This window comes from Vibrio sp. 10N.261.54.E10 (assembly GCF_002877735.2).
Taxonomy (GTDB): Bacteria; Pseudomonadota; Gammaproteobacteria; order Enterobacterales; family Vibrionaceae; genus Vibrio; species Vibrio crassostreae_C.
This window is the reverse complement of the sequence record NZ_MCXE02000001.1, coordinates 608,562-634,400: the sequence shown is the minus strand read 5'-3', so window position 1 is coordinate 634,400 and position 25,839 is coordinate 608,562. Positions and strand designations below refer to the sequence as shown.

Below are 25,839 nucleotides of genomic sequence, written 5' to 3'. Positions count from 1 at the left end.
GTGATTTTACGATTTCCTGCCGATCGTTAGCTCTAAAAATATAAAAACGAAGCACAACGTATAGAGGACAGCTATACGCAGAGCAATTATGGAGGCTCGTGTGTCAATAATAAAAATGTTTGGAAAGAAAACAGCCAAGCGTCCGGTCAACTCTGATATGGACAAACAAAGAAAATACGAAGCACTTGTGCGCGCCTATCATCGTGACCTCTTTCGCTACGCCTATTGGTTATGCAAAGACAAAAGCATTGCCGAAGACTTAGTTCAAGAAACTTGCCTTCGTGCATGGAAGTCACTCGATAGCCTTCAAGATGAAAAAGCCGCTAAATCTTGGCTGATTACCATCTTGAGACGCGAGAACGCTCGACGTTTTGAACGCAAACAGTTTGATCTGGTTGATATCGACGATCACGGTAACGATGCTAGTGTCAGCGATGACCCGCACCATCAGCACCAGTGGTTGCAAGCCCAGATCATGAAACTTGAAATTGATTACCGTGAACCTCTCTTCTTGCAAGTGATTGGTGGTTTTAGTGGTGATGAGATTGCCGATATTCTCGATCTCAACAAAAACACGGTGATGACACGTTTATTCAGAGCTCGAAATCAGTTGAAAGAGCTGTTGGATACAGAAGAGGCAGAGAGGGGGCAACATAATGGATGATTTGGAATTTCGTCGTCGTGTATTGTCGGAACCTAAACAACGTACACAAGATATTGTTGATGCGACCGCGAATAGCGAAGCCAATAGTAACTTCTTAGACGATGTACTAGCGCTTGATAAACAGATCCACTCTGCGATGAATGTGGATGTGCCAGACGATCTTGCTGATCGTATTCTGTTCAATCAGACCTCAAGCGAAGAAAGCAAAGTAGTAAGGCCAACGTTTGCGAGACGAGCAATGGCAATGGCCGCCTCAGTAGCATTCGTTGCAGGTTTATTAGTTGGCCAAGTGAATTGGGGAAATGCATTCGTTTCACCTGCGCAAGCTAGTTTAGTTGATACAGCGATGAAGCATGTTGTTGATGAGAAGAGCTTTGTTAGTAGCATCGATGAACAGGTTACATCGCAGCAGATCAACGCAAAAATGAACCCATTTGCTTTTCAGTTTGATGACGCTTTCCCTTACCATGTTTATTACCTAAACCACTGTGGCTTTGGTAAATCCAACGCAGTACATATGGTCTTCCAAGGCGCAAAAGGCAAAGTAACACTGTTTTTAACCGGTATTCCAACAGACAAACCTATCGATTTTGATGAAAAAGGCATGTCCGGCTCGGTAACACCCGTAGATGGCAGCAGCTTAATCCTTGTGGGTGAAAATGGTGAGGATGTTTCCAAAATCGCCGAAAAGCTGACAAAAATGATCAAACCAATGAGCTGATTCGCTCTTAAAGCCCCGTCACAAAAGGCCCAGCAATTATATTACTGATATTGCTGGGCTTTATTTATAAATAAACCACAAAACCATTCACACCACCAATACCTTTAGAGTTAAAACTCTAAAAAACAGCATTTCACACCATTTTCGTGCCAGATAGGCGTCATTTCCATAATTTTCCACTCAAAATTCCCAATGGTCGGATTTGTATATCGTATACTTGCGAATAGGATCAGCCACCATTGAGCAATTGCTCAAATTAATCGCCCTGTAGAGGCGGATATATAAAGGAATAAATGAATGACTACCAACAACACGCGTCTGTTTAAAAAGTCTCTTTTAGCAGTAACAATTACACTGGCGTCTTCGCAAGCGATGGCAGCAGGTTTCCAACTTAACGCACAATCAGCTACCGGTATCGGCCGTGCTTTCGCTGGTGATGCAGTAATCGCAGATAACGCGTCAGTAATGGCACGTAACCCTGCAGCAATGGCACTGTTTGATAAAACTGAGTTATCTCTTGGTTTTGAAAGCATCACTTCAATGATTGAAGTTAAAGATGCTACATATCGCTCACTAAGCGCTCCAACTGGCGCTGATGCAAGCTACGATGATGTAGGCGATACATCTATTGCTCCTAACATCCATCTTATCGTTCCAGTTAACGACAAGTTTGCTTGGGGCGTAAATGCTTACTCAAACTTTGGCACAAAAACCGAGTTTTCGGATGATTACGTAGCTAAAGAATACGGCGGCTTAACAGATATCATGAGCATTAACTTCGGCCTATCGGGTTCATACCGCCTTGATGACCAATGGAGTTTTGGTGCAGGTCTTGATCTAATTTACGGCCAAGGCACAATGAAGCGTGGCGGTACTCCAGTTCTTGGCGGCACAACGAACTTAATTGATATCGATGAAGCTGATGGTTGGGGTGTTGGCTTCAATGTTGGTACTGTCTATGAACTAGACGAAAACAACCGTTTTGGCTTGTCTTACCGCTACAGCCCAGAAATCACAGCAAAAGATGATAAAGGACAAGAGATTACTCTTCCTTTACCTGATATGGCGGAATTCTCTGGTTACCACAAAATTGAAGATACCAAGTTTGCTGTTCACTACTCTGTGCAATGGATTGGCTGGGGGGCATTCGATAAAATTGACTTCAAAAACGTAAATCTAGTTGGAAATCCAGGCCTGCCGTACACTGAAAAAGCGTATGAGTGGCAAGATGGTTGGCACTACGCTATCGGTGGTACGTACTACTTGAACGATACTTGGACATTACGTACTGGTTACATGTATGACACAAGTGCTCAAGACGAACTGACTTCAATTTCAGTTCCTGATTCAGACCGTCAATGGTTCTCTGCTGGTTTCACATACCATATTGATACAGCGTCAAATGTTGACTTCGGCTTTACTTACCTACTAGGTGATGATGTAGAAGTTAATGAAACAAGCGTCCCTGGCGCATCTGTTTCTGGTACGACACATGCAGATGCAATCCTACTGGGTCTACAGTACAGCCGTAGCTTCTAATAAAAGCTAGGTTATAAACCTCAAAGGGTCGCATAATACGACCCTTTTTTATTGCCTAAACCACTGACCTACATCAATTTAAGCTTACAACTGTAGCCTGCAAGGTCAATATATGACTACAAGTGTACGCTCAAACTTCGCAACACAGCCGAAACATTTAGATTATTTCTCTAATAATTAAACACATTTACTCATTAAATCCCTAAAACACTGTTTTATTCGAATTTCATTTTTAAAGTAATGACTCTAAAAGTAGAATCACGCCACTAAATACTTATGATTCAGCGAACATAATAATGAAAATGAATAAGACTCTTCTATCTGCTGCTGTGGCAGTTGGACTACTTTCGACTTCTACCGTAACTCACGCGGCAGGTTTTCAACTAGCAGAATACTCGGCAACAGGCCTAGGCCGCGCATACGCGGGTGAAGCAGCAATGGCTGACGGTGCAGACGCACAATGGCGTAACCCTGCTATGCTGACTTACCTAGAAGGCACACAAGTTTCTGTTGGTGCTATCTATGTTGATCCAAATATTGATATAGATGGAACCTCAACACCAGGTGGTACGTCAACGCCTTCAAGCTCTAGCGACTTCGCCCACAGCGCTGTAATCCCAAATTTTTACGTTTCTCATAAGTACAACGAAAAGTTCGCTTTAGGCTTTGCTGCAGGTACTAACTACGGTATGGAAACAGACTTAGGTAAGGACTTTGGAGGTGCGAACTTTGGTAACGAAGCAAGTGTTACTTCGATGGAATTAAACCTAAACGCAGCTTACCAAGTAATCGAAAGCGTATCTATTGGCGGTGGTATTCGCTATGTAATGGCTGAAGGTAGCTTTGGTGCCGTATCTGCTATAACTATTCCAAATGCTATCAACCAAGGCGATACACTCAAATACATGGAAGGTGACGATACTGCTTGGGGTTGGCAGATCGGTACAGCTTGGCAAATCAATGAAAACAACCGCTTAGGCTTTACCTATAAATCAGAGGTTGACCTTACTCTTGAAGGCCATGCAGAAGGTGCAGGCTTCAAACTTCCACAAGGCCAAAAAAGAAATGGCTCAATGGATCTTGCGCTTCCTGCGACCGCAGAGCTTGCAAGTTTCCACCAATTGACAGAAAAAGTTGCGGTTCACGCGAGCATTAACTGGACTAACTGGAGCAGCTTCAAAGAGCTTATTGCTGATTTCCCAACAGAATCAGTGTCAATCAAAGAAGAGAACTGGGAAGACAACTACCGTTTTGCGATTGGTACGACTTACCAAATGACGCCTAAGTTAGCTTTACGTTCTGGTATTGCATACGACACATCAGCAGTAAGCGAAGAACACCGTACAGCGACGATTCCAGAAACAGACCGTACTTGGTTAAGTATTGGTGCTGGCTACCAATGGTCTGATCAATTAACTCTAGACGCAGGTTTCACTTACATTCTAGCGAAAGATGCAAAAATGCTTGAAGACGATGCAAGTTCAGCACCGTTTGGCGGCACTTTCGAAGGTGAAGTGACAGGTAGCATCTGGCTAGTAGGTATCCAAGCTAACTACCGTTTCTAATCTGGTTACTTAATCTAAAGTAGCAAATATAAAAAAGGCTCGATGTTATTTTCAACATCGAGCCTTTCTTTTATCAGTTATTCAAAATCTTATATCTAGTAATCTTCTAGGTATCCGTCAATGAAATCTTCTTCTTCAAGATCGACTTCTTCCGGTTCGATTTCGGCTTTAAAGTCACGACGTTGAATGTAAACTTCACGAGTCAGAGCATATGGATCTGGCGAGTCATCCAACAGAGCTTCTTGAGAAACTAACTGAGCACGAGTTTCCATGCCTTCGAATGCCCACTTTCCTAAGCTAGCCCAGAAGTTCAAGAAAGACAGAGGCACATACATACCATCAACGGTTTCAGTCACTTCGCGCGTTGTTACTGGGCCATAACCCGGTACCATGAAGTACGGACCATTCCCTACCCCGTAATGACCAATCGCATCAGAGAACGACTTATCATCGTATTTTGTGATCCCAGCTTCGCTGGCAATATCGATCAAGCCTAACAAACCAATCGTTGAGTTAATCCAAAAACGATTGAAATGGTCGAGTGCTTTTTCACCATTGCCCATAATGAGGTTATTCACCATGCTTGATGGTTCGTCTAAGTTGGCTAGAAAATTGGAGATACCAGAACGTACTGGCACAGGGGTGTAGTCAACATAAGCGAGGGAAACAGGGCGAACTAAATAAGGATCTAGATATTCGTAGTTGATATCCCACATCGCTCGGTTGAAGCCTTCAAAAGGATCATTGGAGTGGGACTCTTCGACGTATTCAGAGGTTTCGAGGTTATCATCGTTAACACTTTCGTCCGGCGCACTTGAACACCCAACCGTTAAGCTTGCGATAAAAAGTAAACTCGAGAGTCTTAAAACACTGACAGACATATCACCTTTTCCATAAGGAATTCAAATAATAAAAAAGGCCAGCAATCGCTGGCCTCAATTGTTTGGCTAAGTCTATACCGTTTATCTGAAAATCGGAATAGCTAACACCTATGCAAAATGATGATTAATATTGCTTATTGATATCAATGGTGACTGGATCGCCCAATTCAACCACTTCACTTTCACCGTACCAATCACCTTCGCGAGTTGAAACGTTGCCGTCTGTATCAAGCCTAGCTCTAACCATCAGAGTTTCAAGGCTAGACAGCTCTTGTCCTTCCAGCATGCTGTTGCCGTCATCTAGCACAACAGTACGAGGGAAAGTCCCTAGTGGGTAACGAGCGGCTGCGATAGGCATTGGAGAACCATCCGCTCTGTGTACTGACACAATTAACACTGAGTTAGGGTCAGCATTCACGTCTGCAGATAGATCGAGCGTTACAGCAACAGTCTTACCTTGGTCGACACCCATAGTGTCGCCCATTTTCTTCTGAGCACTTTCAATACTGCGCGAAAGCATTTCATAGCGACTGTCTTGTGGACCAATCATCTGTTGCATGATGCTCCAGTACTTCACAGCACCCGGGTAGTCTTGACGCTCAAATGCATCGAACGCTAGCAGTGAGAACACACGAAGGTCGACGTAATCGTTTTGAATCAAACGGCTCAAAATCAAACGAGCTTGGTTTTGATCCGCTTCATCAGGTGAAAGCATCAGTGCTTGTGCGAAACCTAACTGAACATCTTCATTCTTAGGTTCAAGCTTGTAAGCTCGCTCCATAGAATCTTTTGCTGTTTCAGCATCACGGTTAGCCAGTGCAATACGACCGAGTAGTAACCAACCTGTTGAATCTTTTGGTTGGTAATGCAGACGAGTACGAAGCGCCAGAGTCAAATCTTCCAGTTCATCATCCGTTAGTGCACCACCTTCCGATGACATTAGCTTTTTAGACAATTCAGGAAGGTTCGAGCTCACTTCTTGCCAGTGCTGAACTTTGTCCAGTGCACCGAACTTAAAGTACAAACCATAAGTCACAACGACGACAAGAATGATCGACGGTACAACCACACCAAGCGTAGAGATTTGAGTTTTCTTCACCTCTTCTTGTGCAGGAACATCATCAAGCAGAGACTGTTTCAAATCAGCGATCAGTTCTTGTTGGTTATCAACAAGACCTTCCTCTGCTTCTACTTCTAACTCGACAAGACGATCTTTATAGAATGCTTTGTTCAACTCGTCGCGAAGCATCTCGTCATTGTTTGCCTTCTTGTTAATAAAGGGCAGAACAATTAAGAAAATTGCCGCTAGCGAAAGGATAATGGTAGAAATCCAAAATAGAGTCATTACTTCTTATCTCCGTCGTTCTCTTCATCGAGTAACGCTTTTAAGCGAGCTTCTTTGTCTGCATCCCAGTCTTTATCTGACTCTACTGCTGCTTTTGATTTTGACTTTCTGCTTCGTAAAATAATCAAACCAAATCCAAACACAACAACCGCAAACGGACCAATCCAAAGGATCGATGTAGCTAAGGTCAGTGGCGGGTTGTACGTTACAAAGTTACCGTAACGAGCAATCATGTAATCAATAATTTCTTGCTCAGACTTGCCGTCTTTTGTCATCTCGTACACTTTTTGGCGTAAGTCGACCGCTAGCTCAGCATTCGAATCACCAATCGTGTTGTTCTGACATTTAGGGCAACGTAGCGTATTACTCAACTCTTTAAACTGCTGTTCTTGATCTACGGTATCAAATTCATGGAACTCGATAGGCGCAGCAGAAACCGTCGCTGAAATTGCGAACGTAGCGAATAGAGTAATCAGTGCCTTTCTAATCATTTCGATTCCTCCAACAACTCTTGATACATCGGCTCAAGCGTCGATGCCCAGTTGGTTGGGTTCACGTCACCAACATGGCGGTAGCGAACTACGCCGCTAGCATCGATTAGGAAAGTTTCAGGCGCGCCATACACGCCAAGGTCAAGGCCTAGCATGCCATTACCATCAAACAGGCTAATTAGGTACGGGTTACCCAACTCTTTTAGCCAACCAACCGCTTTGTTGCGATCATCTTTGTAGTTAAGACCAATGATCTTAACGCCTTGATCCGCAAGCTTGTTCAGGTAAGAGTGCTCTGCATAACAAGTAGGACACCAAGTCGCCCACACGTTAAGAAGCAGTGGCTCGCCTTTAAAGATCGCTTGATCATGAAACTTACCTGGTTGTTCTAAGTCTTCTAGACCAAACTCAGGAACAGGCTTACCAATCAATACGGATTCTAGCTTAGTTGGGTCATCGCCCGACTGGTTGCGCATTAATTGCGTTGCAAAGATTCCAGCTAGAACCATGAACGCAATCAATGGAATGAATAAAATCTTCTTGTTCATTCGAATTAAGCCTCCTGCTCTTCAGCCGACTTTTTGGTTGTCTTACGGAAACGGTAACGACGGTCACTGATAGCAATAGCGCCACCAATCGACATAATCAAAGAACCTGCCCAGATCCAACGTACAAATGGTTTGTAGTAGATACGTACAGCCCAAGATTTGTTGTCGTCTAAACGTTCACCCATTGCAATGTAAAGGTCGCGCGTTACGCCACGGTCAATCGCTGCTTCTGTCATCATAGACTTAGCTGTGGTGTAGAAACGTTTTTCAGCGTGAAGCGTGTTGATGTATTTGCCTTCTTTAGTAATTTCAAAGTCAGCAATGTAACCATCGTAGTTAGGACCATCTTTGTCACGAACCCCTGTAAACAGGAAGCTGTATTCTTCAAGCTGGTAGCTTTCACCTGGCGCCAGACGTACATCACGTTCGATGCTGTAGTTTTGCACCATCGCGATACCAATCACTGTCACGGCTAAACCTATGTGACCACACATCATTGCCCAGTGACTACGAGGTAGCTTAGTTAGACCTTTCAAGAATGTATGACGGTGAGTCGCACGCTCATGCAGCTCAAAGCCGTGCATGAAGATGATCCAGAACGCCATTACCCAACCAGCAAACGCAGTACCACTGAAGCGGTCAGCCAGTAGAGCAACCATTAGCGCACTCAAGCCAAGTGAGAGTGCACCTGAAATCAGCATTGGTTTAACAAGCTTAGACAGGTTGTCACGTTTCCATCGGATCAGAGGACCGATACCAAGCAGGAACGAGAACGGGATTATTAACCAGAAGAACAACATATCAAAGAATGGTGCACCGATAGATACCGAGCCCAAGCCTAACTGTTTGTGAACTAATGGCAGTAGCGTACCTACTAACACAACGACAAGCGCTGCAATCAGTAAGATGTTGTTACCAAGCAGTGCGTTTTCACGAGAAACCAGATCGAAGTTACCGCGAACACGAACCGATGCGCCTTTAATAGCAAACAACAGCAGTGAACCACCGATAACAAAGACTAGGAAACCTAGAATAAACATACCACGAGCAGGATCCGACGCGAATGCGTGAACCGATACCAAGATGCCCGAACGAACTAAGAATGTCCCTAGTAAGCTTAGCGAGAATGCGGAGATAGCCAGCAGTACTGTCCAAGCTTTAAATGTGCCACGCTTCTCAGTTACCGCTAGTGAGTGCATTAGAGCAGTACCAGCCAACCAAGGCATGAATGAAGCGTTTTCTACTGGATCCCAGAACCACCAGCCACCCCAGCCAAGTTCGTAGTAAGCCCACCATGAACCTAGTGCGATACCTACCGTTAGGAATAACCAAGCTGCGATTGTCCAAGGACGCGACCAACGAGCCCATGCCGTATCAAGACGACCACTCATTAGAGAAGCGATTGCGAAAGAGAACGCAACAGAGAAACCTACATAACCCATGTAAAGCATTGGCGGGTGAATAATCAAACCCGGATCTTGCAGTAGTGGGTTCAGGTCACGGCCATCAACAGGGAAGAAAGGCAATGTACGTAAGAACGGGTTAGACGTCACGATAATGAACAGCAAGAAGCCGACAGTAATCAGACCCATGATAGCCAAAACGCGAGCCACAGACTCTTGAGGCATACCACGACTGAATGTCGCTACTGCTACAGTCCAACCCGCTTGGATGAGAACCCAAAGCAGTAATGAACCTTCGTGCGCACCCCAAACCGCCGTAATTCGGTAGTACCAAGGTAGTTGGCTGTTTGAGTTACTTGCTACGTATTGAATCGTAAAATCATTTGTGTAAAACGCGTAACACAAGATAAAGAACGAAATCGCTAAGAATCCGAACATACCCCACGACAACGGTCGTGCGCTGTTCATCAATAATGTGTTATTTCGAGCGGCTCCATACAATGGGAGCACGCTTAGCAGCAATGCAAGTCCCAAGGACAGGATCATCGCAAAATGGCCGATCTCGGCTATCATTGAGCATTTCCTTCTTTTTGTTCAGTCGTGTATTGCAAAGGCTCATGGGTTTTCTTCATTGCTTCCGCAACTTCAGAAGGCATGTACTCTTCATCGTGCTTTGCCAACACCTCAAACGCTTCGATTGTCGTTGCATTTTTAAGGACACCCTGAGCAACAATACCTTGGCCTTCACGGAAAAGATCAGGAAGGATACCATCGTATAGAATTGTTACTTTAGGGCCTACATCCGCCAAATCGAAGCTTACACGTAGTGATTCAGTGTCACGGCTTACAGAGCCGACTACGACCATGCCACCAATACGTAGGCGTTGACCAACTTCAGGCTTTTTACCATCTTTGCCGTTGACCAGCTCAGTTGGTGTGTAGAACAGATCCATGTTCTGGTTAAGTGCGTAAACCATCAATCCAACAGTCGCACTGATACCAAAAAAGATCGCTAAGACAATGCCCAGCCTCTTTTTACGTCTTGGGTTCATAGAGTGTTCTCCATATTTTTTGCTGCATCGATACGAGCTTGACGATCAATCTTAGCTTGTACTTCATTTAGTAATTGCTTACCACGACGAACGCTTACGACCAGTAAAATGATCATCGCGAGGAATGTGATTCCAAATGCACTCCAGACATACGAGGCATAACCTCCCATGGCTAAGAAATCACTCAAAGATTCAAAATACATAATTACCTACCCTACTACGCTTTTTCAGCCGCAAGCTTGCGAACCCATGGACGGTGACTTTCTTTACTGATGATTTCGTTACGGAAACGAATCATGGTTAAAGCACCAAAGAAGAAAGCGAAGCCGAAGATGTTAAGAAGAAGCGGCCATAACATGTCACTTGAAATAGAAGGCTTGTCGAACTTAGTAATGGTCGCGCCTTGGTGAAGTGTGTTCCACCACTCTACTGAAAAGTGAATGATAGGTAGGTTGATGACACCAACGATAGCCAAAATGCCTGCCGCTTTTGCTGCTGTTTTTTGGTCGTCAAAAGCGTGGTGTAGTGCAATCACACCCAAGTATAGGAATAGAAGAATCAGCTCTGAGGTTAAACGCGCATCCCAAACCCACCAGGCGCCCCACATTGGTTTACCCCAAACAGCGCCGGTTAGTAACGCAATGAAGGTAAACACAGCACCAATCGGTGCCATCGCCAGTGCGGCCATGTCTGATAGCCTTACCTGCCATACCAAACCGATAAAGGCAGCAATCGCCATCGACATGTAAACACCCATAGACCAGATTGCAGACGGTACATGGATGTAGATGATACGGAAGCTATCGCCTTGTTGGTAATCAGAAGGCGCAAATGCAAGCCCCCACACGGTACCGACGGATAGACACAATAGCGCTAGGATCGAAAACCATGGCAAAAGTTTACCAGCAAGCTGATAAGAGGTTTCTGCTTTGGCATAGGGATGGAGCCATTTCCACATGTTGTAATCTCACTCTTACTTCATATTGCTTACAGCTATTAAAGCTATAATTATAATAATTTTATTTGTCTTGCTTTCAGTTTTATTGACTCTATGAGTCCAATCGTCACATTTGGTTCACATTGGCTATACGATAACGGAACCCCAATCAGTTCACACTCACTCTAAGTGCGGCACTGATCGCAAAAGGCGTCATAGTCATCGCACCCATTAACATTGCCCCAAGCACCGCCAATTGACCGTTGTATGCAACGCCCAAAGCCGCAGCGTCAATTGCTGACGTCGCGAAGATTAAAATGGGGATGTAAAGCGGCAAGATTAACAGGCTTAACAGGACTCCGCCCTTCTGTAACCCAACGGTTAACGCAACACCAATCGCACCAATAAAACTCAATGCGGGTGTTCCTACCAGCAAGGTCAACACAACTGAGAGCCATGTATCAAAATCTAAAGACAACAAAACAGCCAATAATGGGCTGATTAAAATCAATGGTAACCCGGTCAACAACCAGTGTGCTATGACTTTGGACAATACTACCAACTGCAACGGGATTGGCATCAGCATCATCTGTTCAAGGGCGCCATCTTGAAAATCATCACGGAAAAGACGCTCTAAAGAGAGCAATGCAGAGAGCAAAGCGGCCACCCAAACAATACCCGCAGCAATACGCGCAAGTAGGTTTGGCTCTGGGCCAATACTCAAAGGGAAAAGCGTGATAACAATGATGAAGAACCACAAAGGGTTAAAGATATCCGCTTGACGTCGAAACGCGATAAGCAGTTCGCGTCGGATAATCGTGGTCATTGAAGAGATCATATTACTCACCCAACTTTATTTTTCTTAGTTTCGGGCTATCAGCAAACATATCTTGGTGTGTGGTTAACAACACAATGCCACCGTTGTCTGCATGCTGAGAAAAAAGAGATTCGAGAACTTTCACGCCCTGCTTATCAATGGCAGTCAGCGGCTCATCAAGAATCCACAACATTTGCTTGCTCAACCAAAGGCGAGCCAACGCAACTCGGCGTTGTTGGCCTGCTGAAAGTTGCCCCGCAGGTACGTCTTCTCTGCCCGCAAGCCCGACTTGAGCCAGCGCGTGATAAAGCTCTTCTTTGCTGGTACCGCCACTGTGAATCGACTGATAAAAGCTCAGATTCTCATAAGCACTAAGCTCGCGCTTTACGCCTGTTTGGTGACCAAGAAAAAGTAAATTTTGATGATAAACATCTCGACTCGATTCAATAGACTCACCGTCCCAAGAGATAGTGCCGTCATCGCGATCACCTAAGCCAGTAATAATCCTAAGGAGTGTCGTTTTCCCGGTACCGTTACGACCTTCAACTTGAACCAGCTCACCTGGTTTCAATTGAAAAGACAACGATTCAAACAGAATCCTGTCGTCACGAATAGCAGTTAAATTTGAGACTTCTAGCATAGGTAAATTTAGTCGAGTAATGAGAGCGCTATAGTAGCACACCAACATGGTGACAAAACAGGACTAGGCGTTTTCGATAGAACAAAGTCGGTAAGAAACTGTTACCACCTCATCACAATTTACACATTTTCATCAACAAACAAGATATTGTCGTAGATACAAGCACTTATAAACATCGTTCTATATAGATCGGACAGGCATAAAAAAAGAAGCCGAAGCTTCTTTTAAGAGGAATACGTAATAAACATCAATTGCTCAATACGAATTAAGCGCTCAATTTAACGACGTCGAGGCGGGTCTCTGCGATCGCGAGAGGCATCGGGTTGCTGATCGTACGATGAAGGGTCGCTTCGTAATGAAGGAATTTTCTCTTTACCAGCAAGCTTGTTCTGCAGAGACATCATCAGCTCAGCTTCTGCTTTGGGTAATTCACATTCTTCAATTAACTCGTTAATCCCAGCGCCAAGCTGAACCATTTTCGTTGCACGTGTGTACAAACGTCCATCGGTATCCGCATGTTCCAGCTCAACAATACGTTCATTCAAATGTTTGATAAGATCTTGTTGTTCAGTCACTTTCTGGCCAAGGCCAACCACAACAGAGCGAACCTCAAGTAATTGCTTACTCGATTTTTGAAGCTCTTTGTCCAAGTTACGAACTTGCAGGCGTGACTGATCGAGCTGCTTTTGAATCGCACGTTTTACTTTGCTAATCAAAATCAGGATAAATAACGTAAAAACCCCAACGCCTGATATCAGAGCGACAGGGCTTAAAGGAAGCGCTTCAAACATTACAGGTGAGCCATCTCATCCCATTCGTCTTCGCTTAGTAGTTTGTTTAGATCTACTAAGATAAGTAGCTTGCCATCTCGGTTACTTACACCTTGGATGAACTTAGCACTTTCATCAGTACCAACACTTGGCGTTGTGTCGATTTCAGAAGAACGCAGGTAAACCACTTCAGCAACGCTATCTACTAGAATGCCAATTACTTGACGCTCAGATTCAATAACGATGATACGAGTGTTGTCTGTGATTTCACCTTGCATCAAACCAAAGCGAGAACGAGTGTCGATAACAGTAACAACGTTACCACGTAGGTTAATAATACCTAGAACGTAATCTGGAGCACCCGGTACTGGAGCAATTTCGCTGTAACGTAGTACTTCACGTACTTGCATTACGTTGATGCCGTAAGTTTCTTCTTCTAGCTGGAAAGTCACCCATTGAAGTACTTCATCATTCGTTTGCTCTTTTCTTACTTCAACTTCACTCATATGAGACATAGATAATCCTCTTGCCGTCGTTACCGACCACTATTATTAACTTGATGCTTATTGTTAGCCCAATGCTTATTACTAGCTTAATGCTTTTACATCTAGCCCTGCGTTTAGCATGGCGATTAATGCTTCAACATGAATCAAAGCACACATTTTTTCTTTTACCATACCAGCGAGCCATGGGCGTTTCCCTGCCATTTCTCGCCAACGTACTTTGTCTGTATTAAGTAGCTCGGTGCCTTTGAGCTCTGTGCCCGCCAGGCCCCACAAGCTCTCTCCAAGCATCACTATATATTGATAGTTTTCTTTGTATTCGTCACCTGATAGTTTCTCAGACATCACCCATTTTGCGGTGTCGACCACATCTAGCTGACTATCACGGTTGGTTTGTAAACCCAAATACCAAGCTGGCTTACCAATGATATGACTTAACTCTTCAAGGCGATGGATGCCGCCAAGCTCATCAAGTGGCACCGCAAAGGTCACGCCGTTTACATCAAAATACAAGACTTGAAAGTCTTCTTTGCGAACCGTACTTTCCCAAGAGGTAAACTGGTCAGCACCTCCTGCTTGAGTTTCGGGTTCAATAACTGTCTCGGGATCAGGAACGTCAAGTTCAGGCTCAACAGCCTTAACTTCTACTTGTTCCGTCTCCAACGATTCAGCTTGTAACTCTTCAATTTGCTGCGATTCAACAGGTGGCTCTACAACAATTGATAAATCGGGTTCTGGAAGATTCCAATCCTGAATCTCTGGCTCTTCGAACACTTGAACAGACTCAACCGCGGCATCAAACATTTGCATGTCTGCTTGCTGGGCGATTTTCTGGGTGTTCTGATCCATCAACTCATCAAGGTTCAGTTCATCAACAACATTGGTCGCCTCTAAACGGCTGAGTAGTTTCTGAACATCTTCAAGGTTAGGAACCTCAAACTCAGCCGCGCGTATTTCTGCGTAGCTTGAGTGGTGACTCGAAAATTGGCGCTCTGGCTCTGGCTCTGGCTCTGGCTCTGGCTCTGGCTCTGGCTCTGGCTCTGGCTCTGGCTCTGGCTCTGGCTCTGGCTCTGGCTCTGGCTCTGGCTCTGGCTCTGGCTCTGGCTCTGGCTCTGGCTCTGGCTCTTCAGATTGTGATTCGTCGCTCGACTCGTCAACAAAAAAATCGTCAGATTCAAAGCTTTCATCACCTAACAGCGCAGTAAAATAATCATCCAGTGCTTGTTCACTGGAGAGACTTGGCTGCGCCAATGTTGATTCTTTATTCGCGCTCATTTATCGCCAACCTTTCGAGATAAATAAGCAACTGTTTATAAGCAAATACACCACGGCTACCCGATGCAAAATGAGAGGCTGGCAAGCGCTTTAGGCTCGCATCTCGAAACTTGGTATCAATCGGCACAGCAGACGTCCAAACTTGGTTTGGGTAATCATCTTTGAGCTGCGTTAATGTTTGCAGTGAGGCTTTGGTTCGCTTGTCGTACATCGTTGGGACAATCGTAACCTTAAACGGTGTTTTGCGAGACTTCTGCATGATGGTCAAAGTGCGAATCATGCGCTCTAAGCCCTTCATCGCCAAAAACTCAGTCTGTACCGGAATCAATATACGATCGCTAGCAGCCAATGCATTGACCATCATCACACCCAGAATTGGCGGGCAATCGATCAATACATAGTCATAGTCGTCTTTCAAAGCGGCTAAAGCACGCTTCAAGATCAACCCCATGCCGCTTCGATTTCCCATTACACGGTCTAATGTCGCCAAAGACATGTGCGCAGGGATAATATCGATACCTTCGACTTCTGTTTGTAAAAGCAAAGGTCTTACCGTCTGCACGTTAAACTCACGCAACTGGAACAGATCAAACAGGCTCGATTCCACCGTATCTGAATCGTAACCCAGATAGGTGGTCAGTGATGCATGTGGGTCAGTATCAACCAACAGAACACGGTGCCCCTTCAACGCAAGTAAACCTGCTAGAGTCACGGTCGTGGTCGTTTTACCAACACCACCTTTTTGGTTTGCAACACTCCAAACAATCATTTCGATTTACCTAAGCTAACCCAACTTCGACCAAGATCCTTTCCGCGATACGGTCTAGAGGGAGGTCTTCAGTAGAAATGCCAGCTTTTGCTACAGCTTGAGGCATACCATATACAACACAGCTATCTTCGTCTTGTGCCCAAATTGTCGAGCCCGCAGTTTTCAACATACGCGAACCTTCTCGACCATCTGCGCCCATACCAGTCAGGATCATAGACAACACTTTGTCGCCGTAGATCTTCGCTGCAGAGCCGAATGTGACATCCACACAAGGCTTGTAGTTCATGCGGTCGCCGCCATCGATAATTCTTAGACGTGCAGACCCTGCGCGGCCATCAACCATCATCTGTTTACCACCCGGAGCAAGATACGCCACTCCTGGTTTCAACACATCACCGTCTTGCGCTTCGCGAACTTCAATCTTACACAAGGTGTTCAATCGACTAGCAAAAGCAGCTGTGAATGTTGCTGGCATATGCTGAACTAACACAATTGGGTGTGGATAGTTAGCAGGGATGCGAGTCAAAATCTTCTGTAGAGCAACAGGGCCGCCAGTCGACGTACCAATTGCTGTTAATTGATACTTCTTACCTGACGCTCTGAATTTCGCCGTTGATGCAACCGCAGGCTTCGCTGTCGAAGTCGAAGCTGCTGTTGAAATCGGTTGGCGCAATGGCGTAGATGTTGCAGTCGTCGCAGTCGCTCTCGGCGCAATAGGAGCACGGCGCATAAACGCACGCTTCGCTGCAATCTGAATCACACGCTGTTGAAGCAATGCAACTGCATCGTCGCGGTTACGTGCAATGTCTTCAAACTTCTTAGGAAGGAAGTCGAGAGCACCTGCATCTAACGCATCTAACGTTGCTCTCGCTCCATCATGCGTTAACGATGAAAACATCAAAATAGGCGTTGGAGACGCGGCCATGATTTCACGAACGGCAGTGATACCGTCCATGACAGGCATTTCAATATCCATCGTGATTACGTCAGGTCTTAGCTGTTTCGCTTTTTCAACGGCTTCTTTACCGTTTACTGCTACATCAATGACTTCTAGGCGAGCCTCTGAGTTGATGATCTCGCTAACGCGACGACGAAAGAAACTCGAATCATCAACGACTAATACTTTAATCGCCATATTTATCCTTAAATTAAATTCTTGACGCAGCTGCGTACTGCTTCAACAAGTCCGGCACATCTAGAATCAATGCAATGTGTCCGTCACTTGTAATTGTCGCACCTGCCATTCCTGGCGTACCTTGCAGAAGCTTATCAAGCGGCTTGATCACGACTTCTTCTTGACCGATAAGCGTATCGACAACAAAACCAACACGTTGGCTACCAAGTTGTACGATAACAACATGGCCGTGCCCTTTACGCAGCTCAACAATACCCGCTTTAGGAGCAAGCCAGTTTTGCAAGTAGAACAACGGAATAGACTTATCGCGAACGATAATCGTCAGCTGGCCATCAACCACGTTTGTGCGGCTTAAATCTAGGTGGAAGATCTCGTTTACAGAAGCCAATGGCAATGCAAATGGATGACCGGCAACACCGACCATCAAGGTTGGTAGAATCGCTAGGGTTAGTGGAACCTTGATGGTGATCTTGGTGCCCTGTCCCATTTCTGAATCAATATCAATAGAGCCGTTCAGTGTGTTAATCGCTGTTTTCACAACGTCCATGCCCACACCACGACCAGAGATATCCGAGATCTGCTCTTTGCTTGAGAAGCCAGGAGCAAAAATCAGGTTGAAACACTCTTTATTTGATAAGCGAGACGCTGCATCTTCATCCATCAGGCCACGTTTAACCGCGATAGCACGAAGCTTATCAGGGTCCATACCGCCACCGTCATCAACGATAGCCAGTTCAATGTGGTCACCTTCTTGAGAGGCAGACAGAATCACTTTACCCGTTTGTGATTTACCCGCAGCAACACGGTCGTTTGGCATTTCAATACCATGATCGACAGAGTTTCTCACCAAGTGAATCAGGGGATCAGCAAGTGCTTCTACTAAGTTTTTATCAAGGTCCGTTTCTTCGCCACGCATTTCAAGAACGATGTCTTTCTTCAAGCTACGAGCAAGGTCACGGACAACTCGTGGGAAGCGACCAAATACTTTCTTGATCGGCTGCATACGAGTCTTCATTACCGCACCTTGAAGGTCTGCAGTAACAACATCTAAGTTAGAGACAGCTTTCGACATTTCTTCGTCGTTGCTGTTGAGGCCTAGGCTGACTAGTCGGTTACGCACCAATACCAGTTCACCCACCATGTTCATGATGGTGTCCAGTGTTGATGTATCAACACGAACTGTCGCTTCAGCTTGTTGCTTCTTAGCCGGCACTTTAACTTCAGCTTTTGCTGGAGCGCTCGGTTTTGGCTCAGCTTTAACGGCAACTGGCGCAGCAGGTTTAGGCGCAGCTTGAGGTGCTACTGCCTTAACTTCTGCTGGCTTAGTCGCGGCATCCAATTCTTCAATCGAAGGTCCATTACCTGAGCCATGTAGTTGGTCAAGTAACTTCTCGAACTCTTCGTCAGTCATCAGATCATCGCCTTCAGACATCGCCGAAACAGGTGCTGCTGGCGGCGGTGGCGGTGGAGGAGGCGTTGAACTTGCCGCTGTCGGGCTCTTACCCGCACCGTGCAATTCATCTAATAACTTTTCAAATTCGTCATCAGTAATATCACCACTGTCAGCAACAGACTGAGGTGCAGCGGGTGCTGGCGGCGGTGTTGGTGCAGAAGGCGCTGTTGGTGAACCACCTTTACCGTGAAGCTCATCAAGCAAGCGTTCAAACTCATCTTCAGAGATATCATCGACTGAAGATGCATTGATGTTTGAGCTTTCAGCAGTAGGTTCCGGAGCAATAACAGGCTCAGGCGCTGCAACAACAGGTTCAGGGATAATAGGTGCAGGCGCTTCTACTGGTGCCACTTCATCCGCAGACTCTGGTTTACAGAGACGGTGAAGTTCATCCAATAAAGATTGGTCGGCTGGCACTAAAGGTTCCTGATCTTGCACGGCGCGAAACTGTACATTGACTGTATCTAGCGCCTGCAGCATGGTATCCATCAAACCTGATGTTACGCTGCGTTGGCCGTTTCGCAGAATGTCGAACACATTCTCAGCACCATGACAAGTATCCACCAGCTCAGTTAATGCTAGGAAACCAGCACCACCTTTTACTGTATGGAAACCACGGAAAATAGCATTTAATAGGTCTTTGTCGTCAGGGTTATTCTCAAGCTCTACCAGTTGTTCTGATAGGAGTTCAAGGATCTCTCCTGCTTCGACTAAAAAGTCCTGAAGAATATCTTCGTCTAAATCGTAGCTCATACGTTACCTTTAAAATCCAAGACTGGATAACAAATCGTCGACTTCATCTTGAGATGCGACAGCGTCTTCGCGCTCTTCTGGGTTCATAATTGGACCTTCAGGCGCAATCGATGCTTTCTTCTCTGACTCTGGAGTTGGCTCTTTTTGATTCGCACCGAATACCGTGAGAATCTCGACCAAACGTCCTTCCACCTCATTCACCAAGGTAATAACTTTGCTGATTATCTGCCCAGTTAAATCTTGGAAATCCTGAGCCATCAAGATTTCAGTCAATTGTCCGCGTAGTTCAGTACTGTCGCCTTCTACTTGGACAAGCAATCCATCAATGCGGTGACATAAAGCTTTAAATTGTGCCAGCTCAATGCGGCCATGCATCAGTTCATTCCATTGAGGCCTTACTTGAAGTAAACACTCGTGTAGGTTGTCTGCGATTGGCATACAGCGATCGACAGCGTCCATCGTCTTATTTGCCGCAACTTCCGTTTTATCAATGACATACTGAAGGCGATCCCTTGCATCAGGGATTTCGTCATTTGCGATAACGCTGATGCGTTCATCGAAATTGAATTGAGTCAAAGAGTCGTGGAGGTCGCGTGTCAGACTTCCTATTTCTTGAAGCATTGGATTGTCTTGAAGACTAAAGTTATCTTCATAAATGCTTCTCACAAGAGAATCAGCATTTTGCTGCTCATCGTTCTCAAGCAGCTCTACTAATTTTTTTGCTTGTTCTAATGAAATCATCCTGAATTCGGCCTTACTCCGCATACTTTGTGCGCTTAGGCTATCGAGATAAACAGATAACTTATCAGTCAGTGTTTACCTAGAAGTGCCTAAATTTATTGATGCTTATAAGCGATCAAAAATCTTATCAAGTTTCTCTTTCAGCGTTGCAGCAGTGAAAGGCTTCACAATGTAACCATTAACACCCGCTTGCGCAGCTTCGATGATCTGCTCACGCTTCGCTTCAGCTGTGATCATAAGCACTGGAAGGTGCTTAAGTTCTGCGTCTGCGCGAATGTGTTTAAGCAGGTCAATCCCTTGCATGCCTGGCATGTTCCAGTCAGTTACCACGAAATCAAATTCGCCTTTTTTCAGCATAGGTAACGCGGTCAAGCCATCATCTGCTTCTTGAGTGTTGTTGAAACCTAAATCGCGAAGTAGGTTTTTAACAATTCGGCGCATCGTTGAAAAATCATCAACAATGAGAATTTTCATGTTTTTGTTCAAATTAGCCTCCACTGAATAGGATCAGTGTTGTTAGTCGTTCTGTGTCCAAGCACTTAACTTAGTGCGTAAACGCTGCATAGATTGGCTCAGTATTTGGCTGACACGAGATTCGCTGACACCTAACACTTCCCCAATCTCTTTTAAATTGAGTTCTTCGTCGTAATAAAGCGAAAGCACAAGGCCTTCCCTTTCCGGAAGTTGTTTTATCGAATCGATCAAAGCTTGGCGGAATGACTCATCAGCAACCCCTTGAAAAGGCGTATTATCTTGAGAGTCTTCATTCGGAGATATTACATCATCTGAGACGCCTAAATCTTCAATTCCAACCAGTCTTGAGCAATTAATGTCAGTTAAAGCACTGTGATACTGCTCTAAACTGAGCCCCATGTGTTTTGCCACTTCGGCATCACTCGGGTCGCGGTTGAGGATACCCTCTAATTCCGCAATTGCACTGCTGATTTCTCGATTGTTCTTATGAACCGATCTCGGCACCCAGTCCCCACGGCGAATGTCATCCAACATTGCCCCGCGAATCCGAATACCAGCATACGTCTCAAAGCTTGCGCCTTTGGTACCATCATAGTTTTGTTGCGCTTCAATCAAGCCGATCATGCCAGCTTGAATTAAGTCATCAACCAATACATTAGGCGGTAATCGCCCCAACAAGTGATGAGCGATACGTTTAACCAACACAGAGTACTTCTCAAAAAAAGCCTGTTGGCTATTGTGATTAGCGTGTTGGTCGTAAGTAAGCGCTTTATTCACCAAATGGTTCCTCTATAAATTCAGTACGATTCAGCAGCCTTTCAACAAAGAACTCCAAGTGTCCGCTCGGTGTTTTTGGTATTGGCCAGGTCAAGGCTTTGTTAGCCAAAGAGCTGATTGCCAATGCAGCTGGAGAGCGAGGAAACGCATCGACTACGATTTTCTGTCTCTTGACTGATTGACGTACTTTATCATCTAAAGGAATACATGCTACGAGTTCGAGGCTCACATTCAAGAAGCGCTCTGTGACCAAAGTCAACTTTGCAAATAATTCTCGGCCTTCGCGGTAGCTTCTGACCATATTTGCAACAACTTTGAATCGCTGAACTTGGTGTTCTCTGCTTAAAAGCTTAATCAAAGCATATGCATCCGTGATCGAGGTAGGTTCATCACATACCACGACAACCACGTCTTGCGCCGCTCTTGAGAAGCTGATCACCATGTCCGAAATACCGGCTGCGGTATCAACCAACAAGATATCCATCTCGTCTTCAAGCGAACCGAATGCGCGAATCAAACCAGCATGCTGTGCGTGTGAAAGTTCAGTCATGCTTTGAGTGCCCGATGTCGCTGGAATAATTTTAATTCCGTGCGGCCCTTCGACAATCGCATCCTTAAGTTCACATTCGCCAGCCAACACATGCCCAAGGTTTCGTTTAGAACGAATACCTAGCATGATATCGACGTTCGCTAGTCCTAAATCGGCATCTAGCACCATGACTTTTTTGCCTTGGCGCGCCATGCAAATAGCCATACCTAACGTCACATTAGATTTACCAACGCCTCCCTTACCACCGGTTACAGCGATAACTTTTGTGAGTGAAGGCTTGGTTAAGCGACGGAGGCCGCTAGCTTGGTCATGTATCATATTTTCATTCATATTTATCCGCCGCCTAGAGCCCTTCAGAATCGCTATTCCAGTAATGAGGTTCATTCTCTGTAGATTTTTCTAATAGCTCATTAGCCTTAGCAATCATGTACTTTGGCTGAGCTATAACGATATCTTCAGGAACTCGTTGACCATTTGCTATGTAAGCAACTGGTAATGCATTTTGTATTACGACACTGATGAATTCACCTAGACTTAGGGATTCATCCAGCTTAGTCATGATGCATCCCGACAACGGGATTCTTCTAAAGTGTTCAATTGTTTCTTGCAGCACTTTGCGTTGCGCGGTTGCAGGCAACACAAGGTAGCTATTGATAACGGAACCACTCTCTTGCATCAATGTGTCTAACTGCTCAGATAGGCGAACATCTCGTTGTCCCATGCCTGCAGTATCGACCAGAATTAGGCGACGATTACGTAACTGATATATTACATCGGCCAACTCACTAGAATCTTTAGCAACTCTTACAGGACAACCCATAATTCGACCATAAATCGATAACTGCTCATGTGCACCTATACGATATGTGTCGGTTGTCACTAGTGCGACGTTGTCTGCGCCATACTCCATGGCGGCACGTGCAGCTAGTTTTGCAACAGTCGTTGTTTTACCCACGCCGGTTGGGCCAAGTAGAGCCACAATACCGCCGCGTTTTAAAATATCTTTTTGTGTAACGGAGATTTGGTCAGCAACCAGAGCTAACAGAGCCTTCCATGCACGTGCAGGTTTAGTATCTTCAGGAATGTAGCAAGCCATTTGATCGGCAAGCTCTGCAGATACACCCATACGTTCAAGGCGCTTAATAAGCATGGCTCTCAGTGGTTCACGGCGCTCAACTTCTTGCCACATCAACCCAGAAACTTGATGCTCTAACAGACGACGAATTGAGGTCATCTCTTCGCGCATCGTTTCCATTTCAGTATCAGAACCTTTGGACTGAGTGTTCTCTCGACCACGATCATAACGGGTAGGATCCAAGCGAGGTGCCGGGCGCTCTACTCTGCGGTCTTCAGCAATCAACTTAGACAAACCCGTTTCACGAGCAAATGCTGAATCAAGATTGCCGTGAGACTGTTGGTTTCCGTGAGATTGCTGATGGCCATGAGACTGCAAATTGCTTTGAGTCTGATGACTATGAGGCTTATGACCCGTGCTTGATTGACGATTGAGCAATGCTGACAATGAATCTTCATTTCCAGCACGATGTTGTGGCTCATCATCGGCGCCATGACTGTATTGCTTTAGCATATTCGCAAAGCGCTTGGTCATTGAGCGTCCACCTTCAGCATTCGACTGCAGGCTAACCTTGTCATCGTCTAGTTGACGTCGCCCTGCAGGAGTTGCGGGCGCGGCCATTTGCGTATATTGGCTTTGGGCAGGCTGCTGAGGTTTATTTAGTCTCTGGCTCGCTGTCGACGGGCTGGATTCGCCATCAATAGCGGCAACAATTTCCACGCCACCTGCGACCTTTTTGTTAGACATGATCACCGCTTCTGAACCAAGTTCTTCTTTAACTTGGAGCAGAGCCGTTCGCATATCTTTTGCAAAAAATCGTTTAATTTTCAATTCGATTGTCCGTTCTAATTAGGCGGCTTAATTACCAACAGCTTGTACGATACGTATCTGCTTTTCGTCCGGTATTTCTTGGTAAGACAAGACTCGTAAGCTTGGGATCGTGTTCTTCACGAACTTAGCCAGAGTCGAACGCAACACGCCAGAGGTCAATAGTACCGCGGGCTCACCTTTCAGCTCTTGCTCTTGTGTAGCGTGGCTGAGGGAGGTCTGTAAACGTTCGGCTAAACCAGGTTCAATACCAGCAGATTCTCCGCCGGATGCCTGCATGGTTTGATGCAAGATTTGTTCCAGCTCAGGAATCAAAGTTATCACTGGCAATTCTGGTTCTATACCATTGATTTCTTGAACAATTAGTCGTTTCAATGAGATACGAACCGCCGCAGTAAGTATGTCAGGTTCTTGACTCTTACCTGAATACTCCGACAAAGTTTGGACTATGGTTCGAATATCACGAATTGGAATCGCTTCATTCAGCAGGTTCTGTAGTACTTTCACAACCACACCCAACTGCAATTGATCCGGTACAAAACCTTCAACCAGCTTAGGTGTTGAGCGGCTGAGCATCTCAAGCAAGTTCTGAACTTCTTCATGACCAATAAGCTGTGATGCGTTGTTGGTTAGCAGCTGGCTAAGGTGTGTCGCCAGTACTGTAGAAGAATCTACAACGGTATAACCTAGAGCTTGTGCGTGTTCACGCTGCTCTTCACGAATCCAAACCGCTTCAAGGCCAAAGGCAGGGTCAATCGTCGGCTCGCCATCGATCATGCCATAGACTTGGCCCGGGTTAATCGCGAGCTCCATGTCTGGCTTAATCTCAGCTTCACCCACAGCAACACCCATCAGGGTAATACGGTAGCTGTTTGGTGTCAGTTCTAGGTTATCGCGAATGTGTACCGCTGGGATCAAGAAACCAAAGTCTTGAGACAGCTTTTTACGCACACCTTTAACGCGTTCAAGCAATTCACCACCTTGGTCTCTATCAACCAAAGGAATTAAACGGTAACCCACTTCTAAACCAATAATATCGACAGGTTGAACATCATCCCAAGAGAGCTCCTTCTGAGAGCCTACTTCTCCATTCGCTTCAACTGTCGCCGGAAGGTTAGGCTCTTCCGCCTTCTTCTTGTTCTTTTTATCGATGTAATACGCCCCCGCGCCTGCAACGATGGCAAGGCTCAAGAACGAGAAATGTGGCATACCCGGAACAATACCCATGATGCCAAGGATGGCGGCGGTGATCATCAAGGCTTTTGGATTGTCGAACATCTGGAAGACAAGTTGCTCACCCATATCTTCATCAGTATTTTGGCGCGTTACCATCATCGCAGCTGCAATAGACAGTAATAGAGATGGAATTTGTGCAACCAGACCATCACCGATAGTCAGTAGCGTGTAGATTTCGATTGCTTCACCAAAACCAAGATCAAACTGAGCCATACCAATGCTCAAGCCACCAATGATGTTGATGAATAAGATTAAGATACCAGCGATCGCATCGCCTTTAACAAACTTAGAAGCACCGTCCATCGAACCGTAGAAGTCAGCTTCTTTGGTGACTTCAAAACGTCTCAGACGCGCTTGGTCTTGGTCGATCAAACCTGCGTTCAAGTCGGCATCGATTGCCATCTGTTTACCCGGTAAGGCGTCTAACGTGAAACGCGCGCTTACTTCCGAGATACGACCCGCACCTTTGGTTACAACCATGAAGTTGATGATCATAAGAATCAAGAACACCACTAAACCAACCGCGTAGTTACCACCGATAACCACGTTACCGAAGGCTTCAATCACGTTACCTGCCGCGTCGCCACCTTCGTGACCATGGAGCAATACCACACGTGTCGAAGCAACGTTCAAGGCCAATCGAAGTAGAGTCGCAATCAGCAGGACGGTCGGGAATGCAGCGAAATCTAAAGGCCTGCGGGTATAAACCGATACCAATAGCACAACCATAGACAGTGCAATATTGAAGGTGAAGAACATATCCAACAAGAAAGCTGGAATGGGCAACACCACCATAGCAAGCGTTGCAAGTACCATAACAGGTGCACCAATCGCAGGCATGGCACGGTTAGGGATTTTAGGTAGCTTGTCCACAAAAGGCAGGGAGAATTTCATAAA

Annotated in this window: 26 protein-coding genes; 4 read left to right on the top strand and 22 right to left on the bottom strand. The window is 45.5% G+C overall.

Annotated elements, in window-relative coordinates; all coding sequences use genetic code 11:
* Positions 1-115: 115 nt before the first annotated feature.
* The 4 genes from BCU07_RS02825 (at position 116) to BCU07_RS02810 (ending at position 4,489) form a co-directional block, all read left to right on the top strand.
* Complete coding sequence (locus BCU07_RS02825) at positions 116-664, top strand: sigma-70 family RNA polymerase sigma factor (protein ID WP_017060646.1); 549 nt, start codon at positions 116-118, stop codon at positions 662-664.
* Positions 657-1,385 carry a DUF3379 domain-containing protein gene (locus BCU07_RS02820; protein ID WP_017060647.1) on the top strand — a complete coding sequence of 243 codons (729 nt, stop codon included), beginning with the start codon at positions 657-659 and terminating at the stop codon, positions 1,383-1,385. The genes BCU07_RS02825 and BCU07_RS02820 overlap by 8 nt, the downstream gene beginning before the upstream one ends.
* A gap of 297 nt (positions 1,386-1,682) precedes the next feature.
* Positions 1,683-2,924 carry an outer membrane protein transport protein gene (locus BCU07_RS02815; protein WP_102429093.1) on the top strand — a complete coding sequence of 414 codons (1,242 nt, stop codon included), beginning with the start codon at positions 1,683-1,685 and terminating at the stop codon, positions 2,922-2,924.
* 296 nt (positions 2,925-3,220) lie between these two features.
* On the top strand, positions 3,221-4,489 hold the full coding sequence (locus tag BCU07_RS02810; protein WP_102429092.1) for an outer membrane protein transport protein: 1,269 nt from the start codon (positions 3,221-3,223) through the stop codon (positions 4,487-4,489).
* A 95-nt stretch (positions 4,490-4,584) separates the two neighbouring features.
* On the opposite strand, the gene BCU07_RS02805 is transcribed toward BCU07_RS02810, so the two are convergent.
* From BCU07_RS02805 to flhA, 22 genes are all read right to left on the bottom strand, one after another.
* Positions 4,585-5,370 carry a VacJ family lipoprotein gene (locus tag BCU07_RS02805; protein ID WP_102429091.1) on the bottom strand — a complete coding sequence of 262 codons (786 nt, stop codon included), beginning with the start codon at positions 5,368-5,370 and terminating at the stop codon, positions 4,585-4,587.
* Between the two features lie 124 nt (positions 5,371-5,494).
* The gene (gene ccmI, locus BCU07_RS02800) at positions 5,495-6,715 is read right to left on the bottom strand and encodes a c-type cytochrome biogenesis protein CcmI (protein WP_102429090.1); all 1,221 of its coding nucleotides are present in this window, start codon (positions 6,713-6,715) and stop codon (positions 5,495-5,497) included.
* On the bottom strand, positions 6,715-7,206 hold the full coding sequence (locus tag BCU07_RS02795) for a cytochrome c-type biogenesis protein (protein WP_065583667.1): 492 nt from the start codon (positions 7,204-7,206) through the stop codon (positions 6,715-6,717). The genes ccmI and BCU07_RS02795 overlap by 1 nt, the downstream gene beginning before the upstream one ends.
* Positions 7,203-7,754 carry a DsbE family thiol:disulfide interchange protein gene (locus tag BCU07_RS02790; RefSeq protein WP_102429089.1) on the bottom strand — a complete coding sequence of 184 codons (552 nt, stop codon included), beginning with the start codon at positions 7,752-7,754 and terminating at the stop codon, positions 7,203-7,205. The genes BCU07_RS02795 and BCU07_RS02790 overlap by 4 nt, the downstream gene beginning before the upstream one ends.
* Positions 7,755-7,759: 5 nt before the next feature.
* Positions 7,760-9,730 carry a heme lyase CcmF/NrfE family subunit gene (locus BCU07_RS02785; RefSeq protein ID WP_102429088.1) on the bottom strand — a complete coding sequence of 657 codons (1,971 nt, stop codon included), beginning with the start codon at positions 9,728-9,730 and terminating at the stop codon, positions 7,760-7,762.
* A complete protein-coding gene (gene ccmE, locus BCU07_RS02780; RefSeq protein ID WP_102429087.1) occupies positions 9,727-10,209 on the bottom strand; it encodes a cytochrome c maturation protein CcmE in 483 nt (160 codons plus the stop codon). The genes BCU07_RS02785 and ccmE overlap by 4 nt, the downstream gene beginning before the upstream one ends.
* Positions 10,206-10,412 (bottom strand): heme exporter protein CcmD, encoded by a 207-nt coding sequence (ccmD, locus tag BCU07_RS02775; protein ID WP_017060656.1) that lies wholly within the window; start codon positions 10,410-10,412, stop codon positions 10,206-10,208. Before ccmD ends, ccmE begins: the two co-directional genes overlap by 4 nt.
* Positions 10,413-10,426: 14 nt before the next feature.
* Positions 10,427-11,167, bottom strand: a complete 741-nt coding sequence (locus BCU07_RS02770; protein WP_017060657.1) for a heme ABC transporter permease — start codon at positions 11,165-11,167, stop codon at positions 10,427-10,429.
* Between the two features lie 148 nt (positions 11,168-11,315).
* Positions 11,316-11,984, bottom strand: coding sequence for a heme exporter protein CcmB (gene ccmB, locus BCU07_RS02765; protein WP_017060658.1), 669 nt, complete (start codon positions 11,982-11,984; stop codon positions 11,316-11,318).
* 1 nt (position 11,985) lies between these two features.
* Positions 11,986-12,603 (bottom strand): cytochrome c biogenesis heme-transporting ATPase CcmA, encoded by a 618-nt coding sequence (ccmA, locus tag BCU07_RS02760; RefSeq protein WP_017060659.1) that lies wholly within the window; start codon positions 12,601-12,603, stop codon positions 11,986-11,988.
* Positions 12,604-12,881: 278 nt separating this feature from the next.
* Entirely contained in the window at positions 12,882-13,394 is a 513-nt protein-coding gene (locus tag BCU07_RS02755; RefSeq protein WP_017060660.1) for a DUF2802 domain-containing protein, read from the bottom strand.
* A complete protein-coding gene (locus tag BCU07_RS02750; RefSeq protein ID WP_017064109.1) occupies positions 13,394-13,888 on the bottom strand; it encodes a chemotaxis protein CheW in 495 nt (164 codons plus the stop codon). The genes BCU07_RS02755 and BCU07_RS02750 overlap by 1 nt, the downstream gene beginning before the upstream one ends.
* A 72-nt stretch (positions 13,889-13,960) precedes the next feature.
* Positions 13,961-15,151 (bottom strand): chemotaxis protein CheW, encoded by a 1,191-nt coding sequence (locus BCU07_RS02745; protein WP_413286079.1) that lies wholly within the window; start codon positions 15,149-15,151, stop codon positions 13,961-13,963.
* Positions 15,138-15,920, bottom strand: coding sequence for a ParA family protein (locus tag BCU07_RS02740; RefSeq protein ID WP_017071206.1), 783 nt, complete (start codon positions 15,918-15,920; stop codon positions 15,138-15,140). Before BCU07_RS02740 ends, BCU07_RS02745 begins: the two co-directional genes overlap by 14 nt.
* Positions 15,921-15,930: 10 nt before the next feature.
* Positions 15,931-17,055, bottom strand: a complete 1,125-nt coding sequence (locus BCU07_RS02735) for a protein-glutamate methylesterase/protein-glutamine glutaminase (protein ID WP_017060664.1) — start codon at positions 17,053-17,055, stop codon at positions 15,931-15,933.
* A 13-nt stretch (positions 17,056-17,068) separates the two neighbouring features.
* Complete coding sequence (locus BCU07_RS02730) at positions 17,069-19,261, bottom strand: chemotaxis protein CheA (protein ID WP_102429085.1); 2,193 nt, start codon at positions 19,259-19,261, stop codon at positions 17,069-17,071.
* A 9-nt stretch (positions 19,262-19,270) separates the two neighbouring features.
* On the bottom strand, positions 19,271-20,002 hold the full coding sequence (locus tag BCU07_RS02725) for a protein phosphatase CheZ (RefSeq protein ID WP_017064113.1): 732 nt from the start codon (positions 20,000-20,002) through the stop codon (positions 19,271-19,273).
* A 105-nt stretch (positions 20,003-20,107) separates the two neighbouring features.
* Positions 20,108-20,476, bottom strand: coding sequence for a chemotaxis response regulator CheY (gene cheY / locus BCU07_RS02720; protein ID WP_016767062.1), 369 nt, complete (start codon positions 20,474-20,476; stop codon positions 20,108-20,110).
* 42 nt (positions 20,477-20,518) lie between these two features.
* Positions 20,519-21,253, bottom strand: a complete 735-nt coding sequence (locus BCU07_RS02715) for an RNA polymerase sigma factor FliA (protein ID WP_017060667.1) — start codon at positions 21,251-21,253, stop codon at positions 20,519-20,521.
* Positions 21,246-22,133, bottom strand: a complete 888-nt coding sequence (locus BCU07_RS02710) for a MinD/ParA family protein (protein WP_017060668.1) — start codon at positions 22,131-22,133, stop codon at positions 21,246-21,248. The genes BCU07_RS02715 and BCU07_RS02710 overlap by 8 nt, the downstream gene beginning before the upstream one ends.
* Positions 22,134-22,146: 13 nt before the next feature.
* A complete protein-coding gene (gene flhF / locus BCU07_RS02705; protein ID WP_102429084.1) occupies positions 22,147-23,709 on the bottom strand; it encodes a flagellar biosynthesis protein FlhF in 1,563 nt (520 codons plus the stop codon).
* A gap of 27 nt (positions 23,710-23,736) precedes the next feature.
* Positions 23,737-25,836, bottom strand: coding sequence for a flagellar biosynthesis protein FlhA (gene flhA, locus BCU07_RS02700; protein ID WP_017064115.1), 2,100 nt, complete (start codon positions 25,834-25,836; stop codon positions 23,737-23,739).
* Positions 25,837-25,839 lie beyond the last annotated feature (3 nt).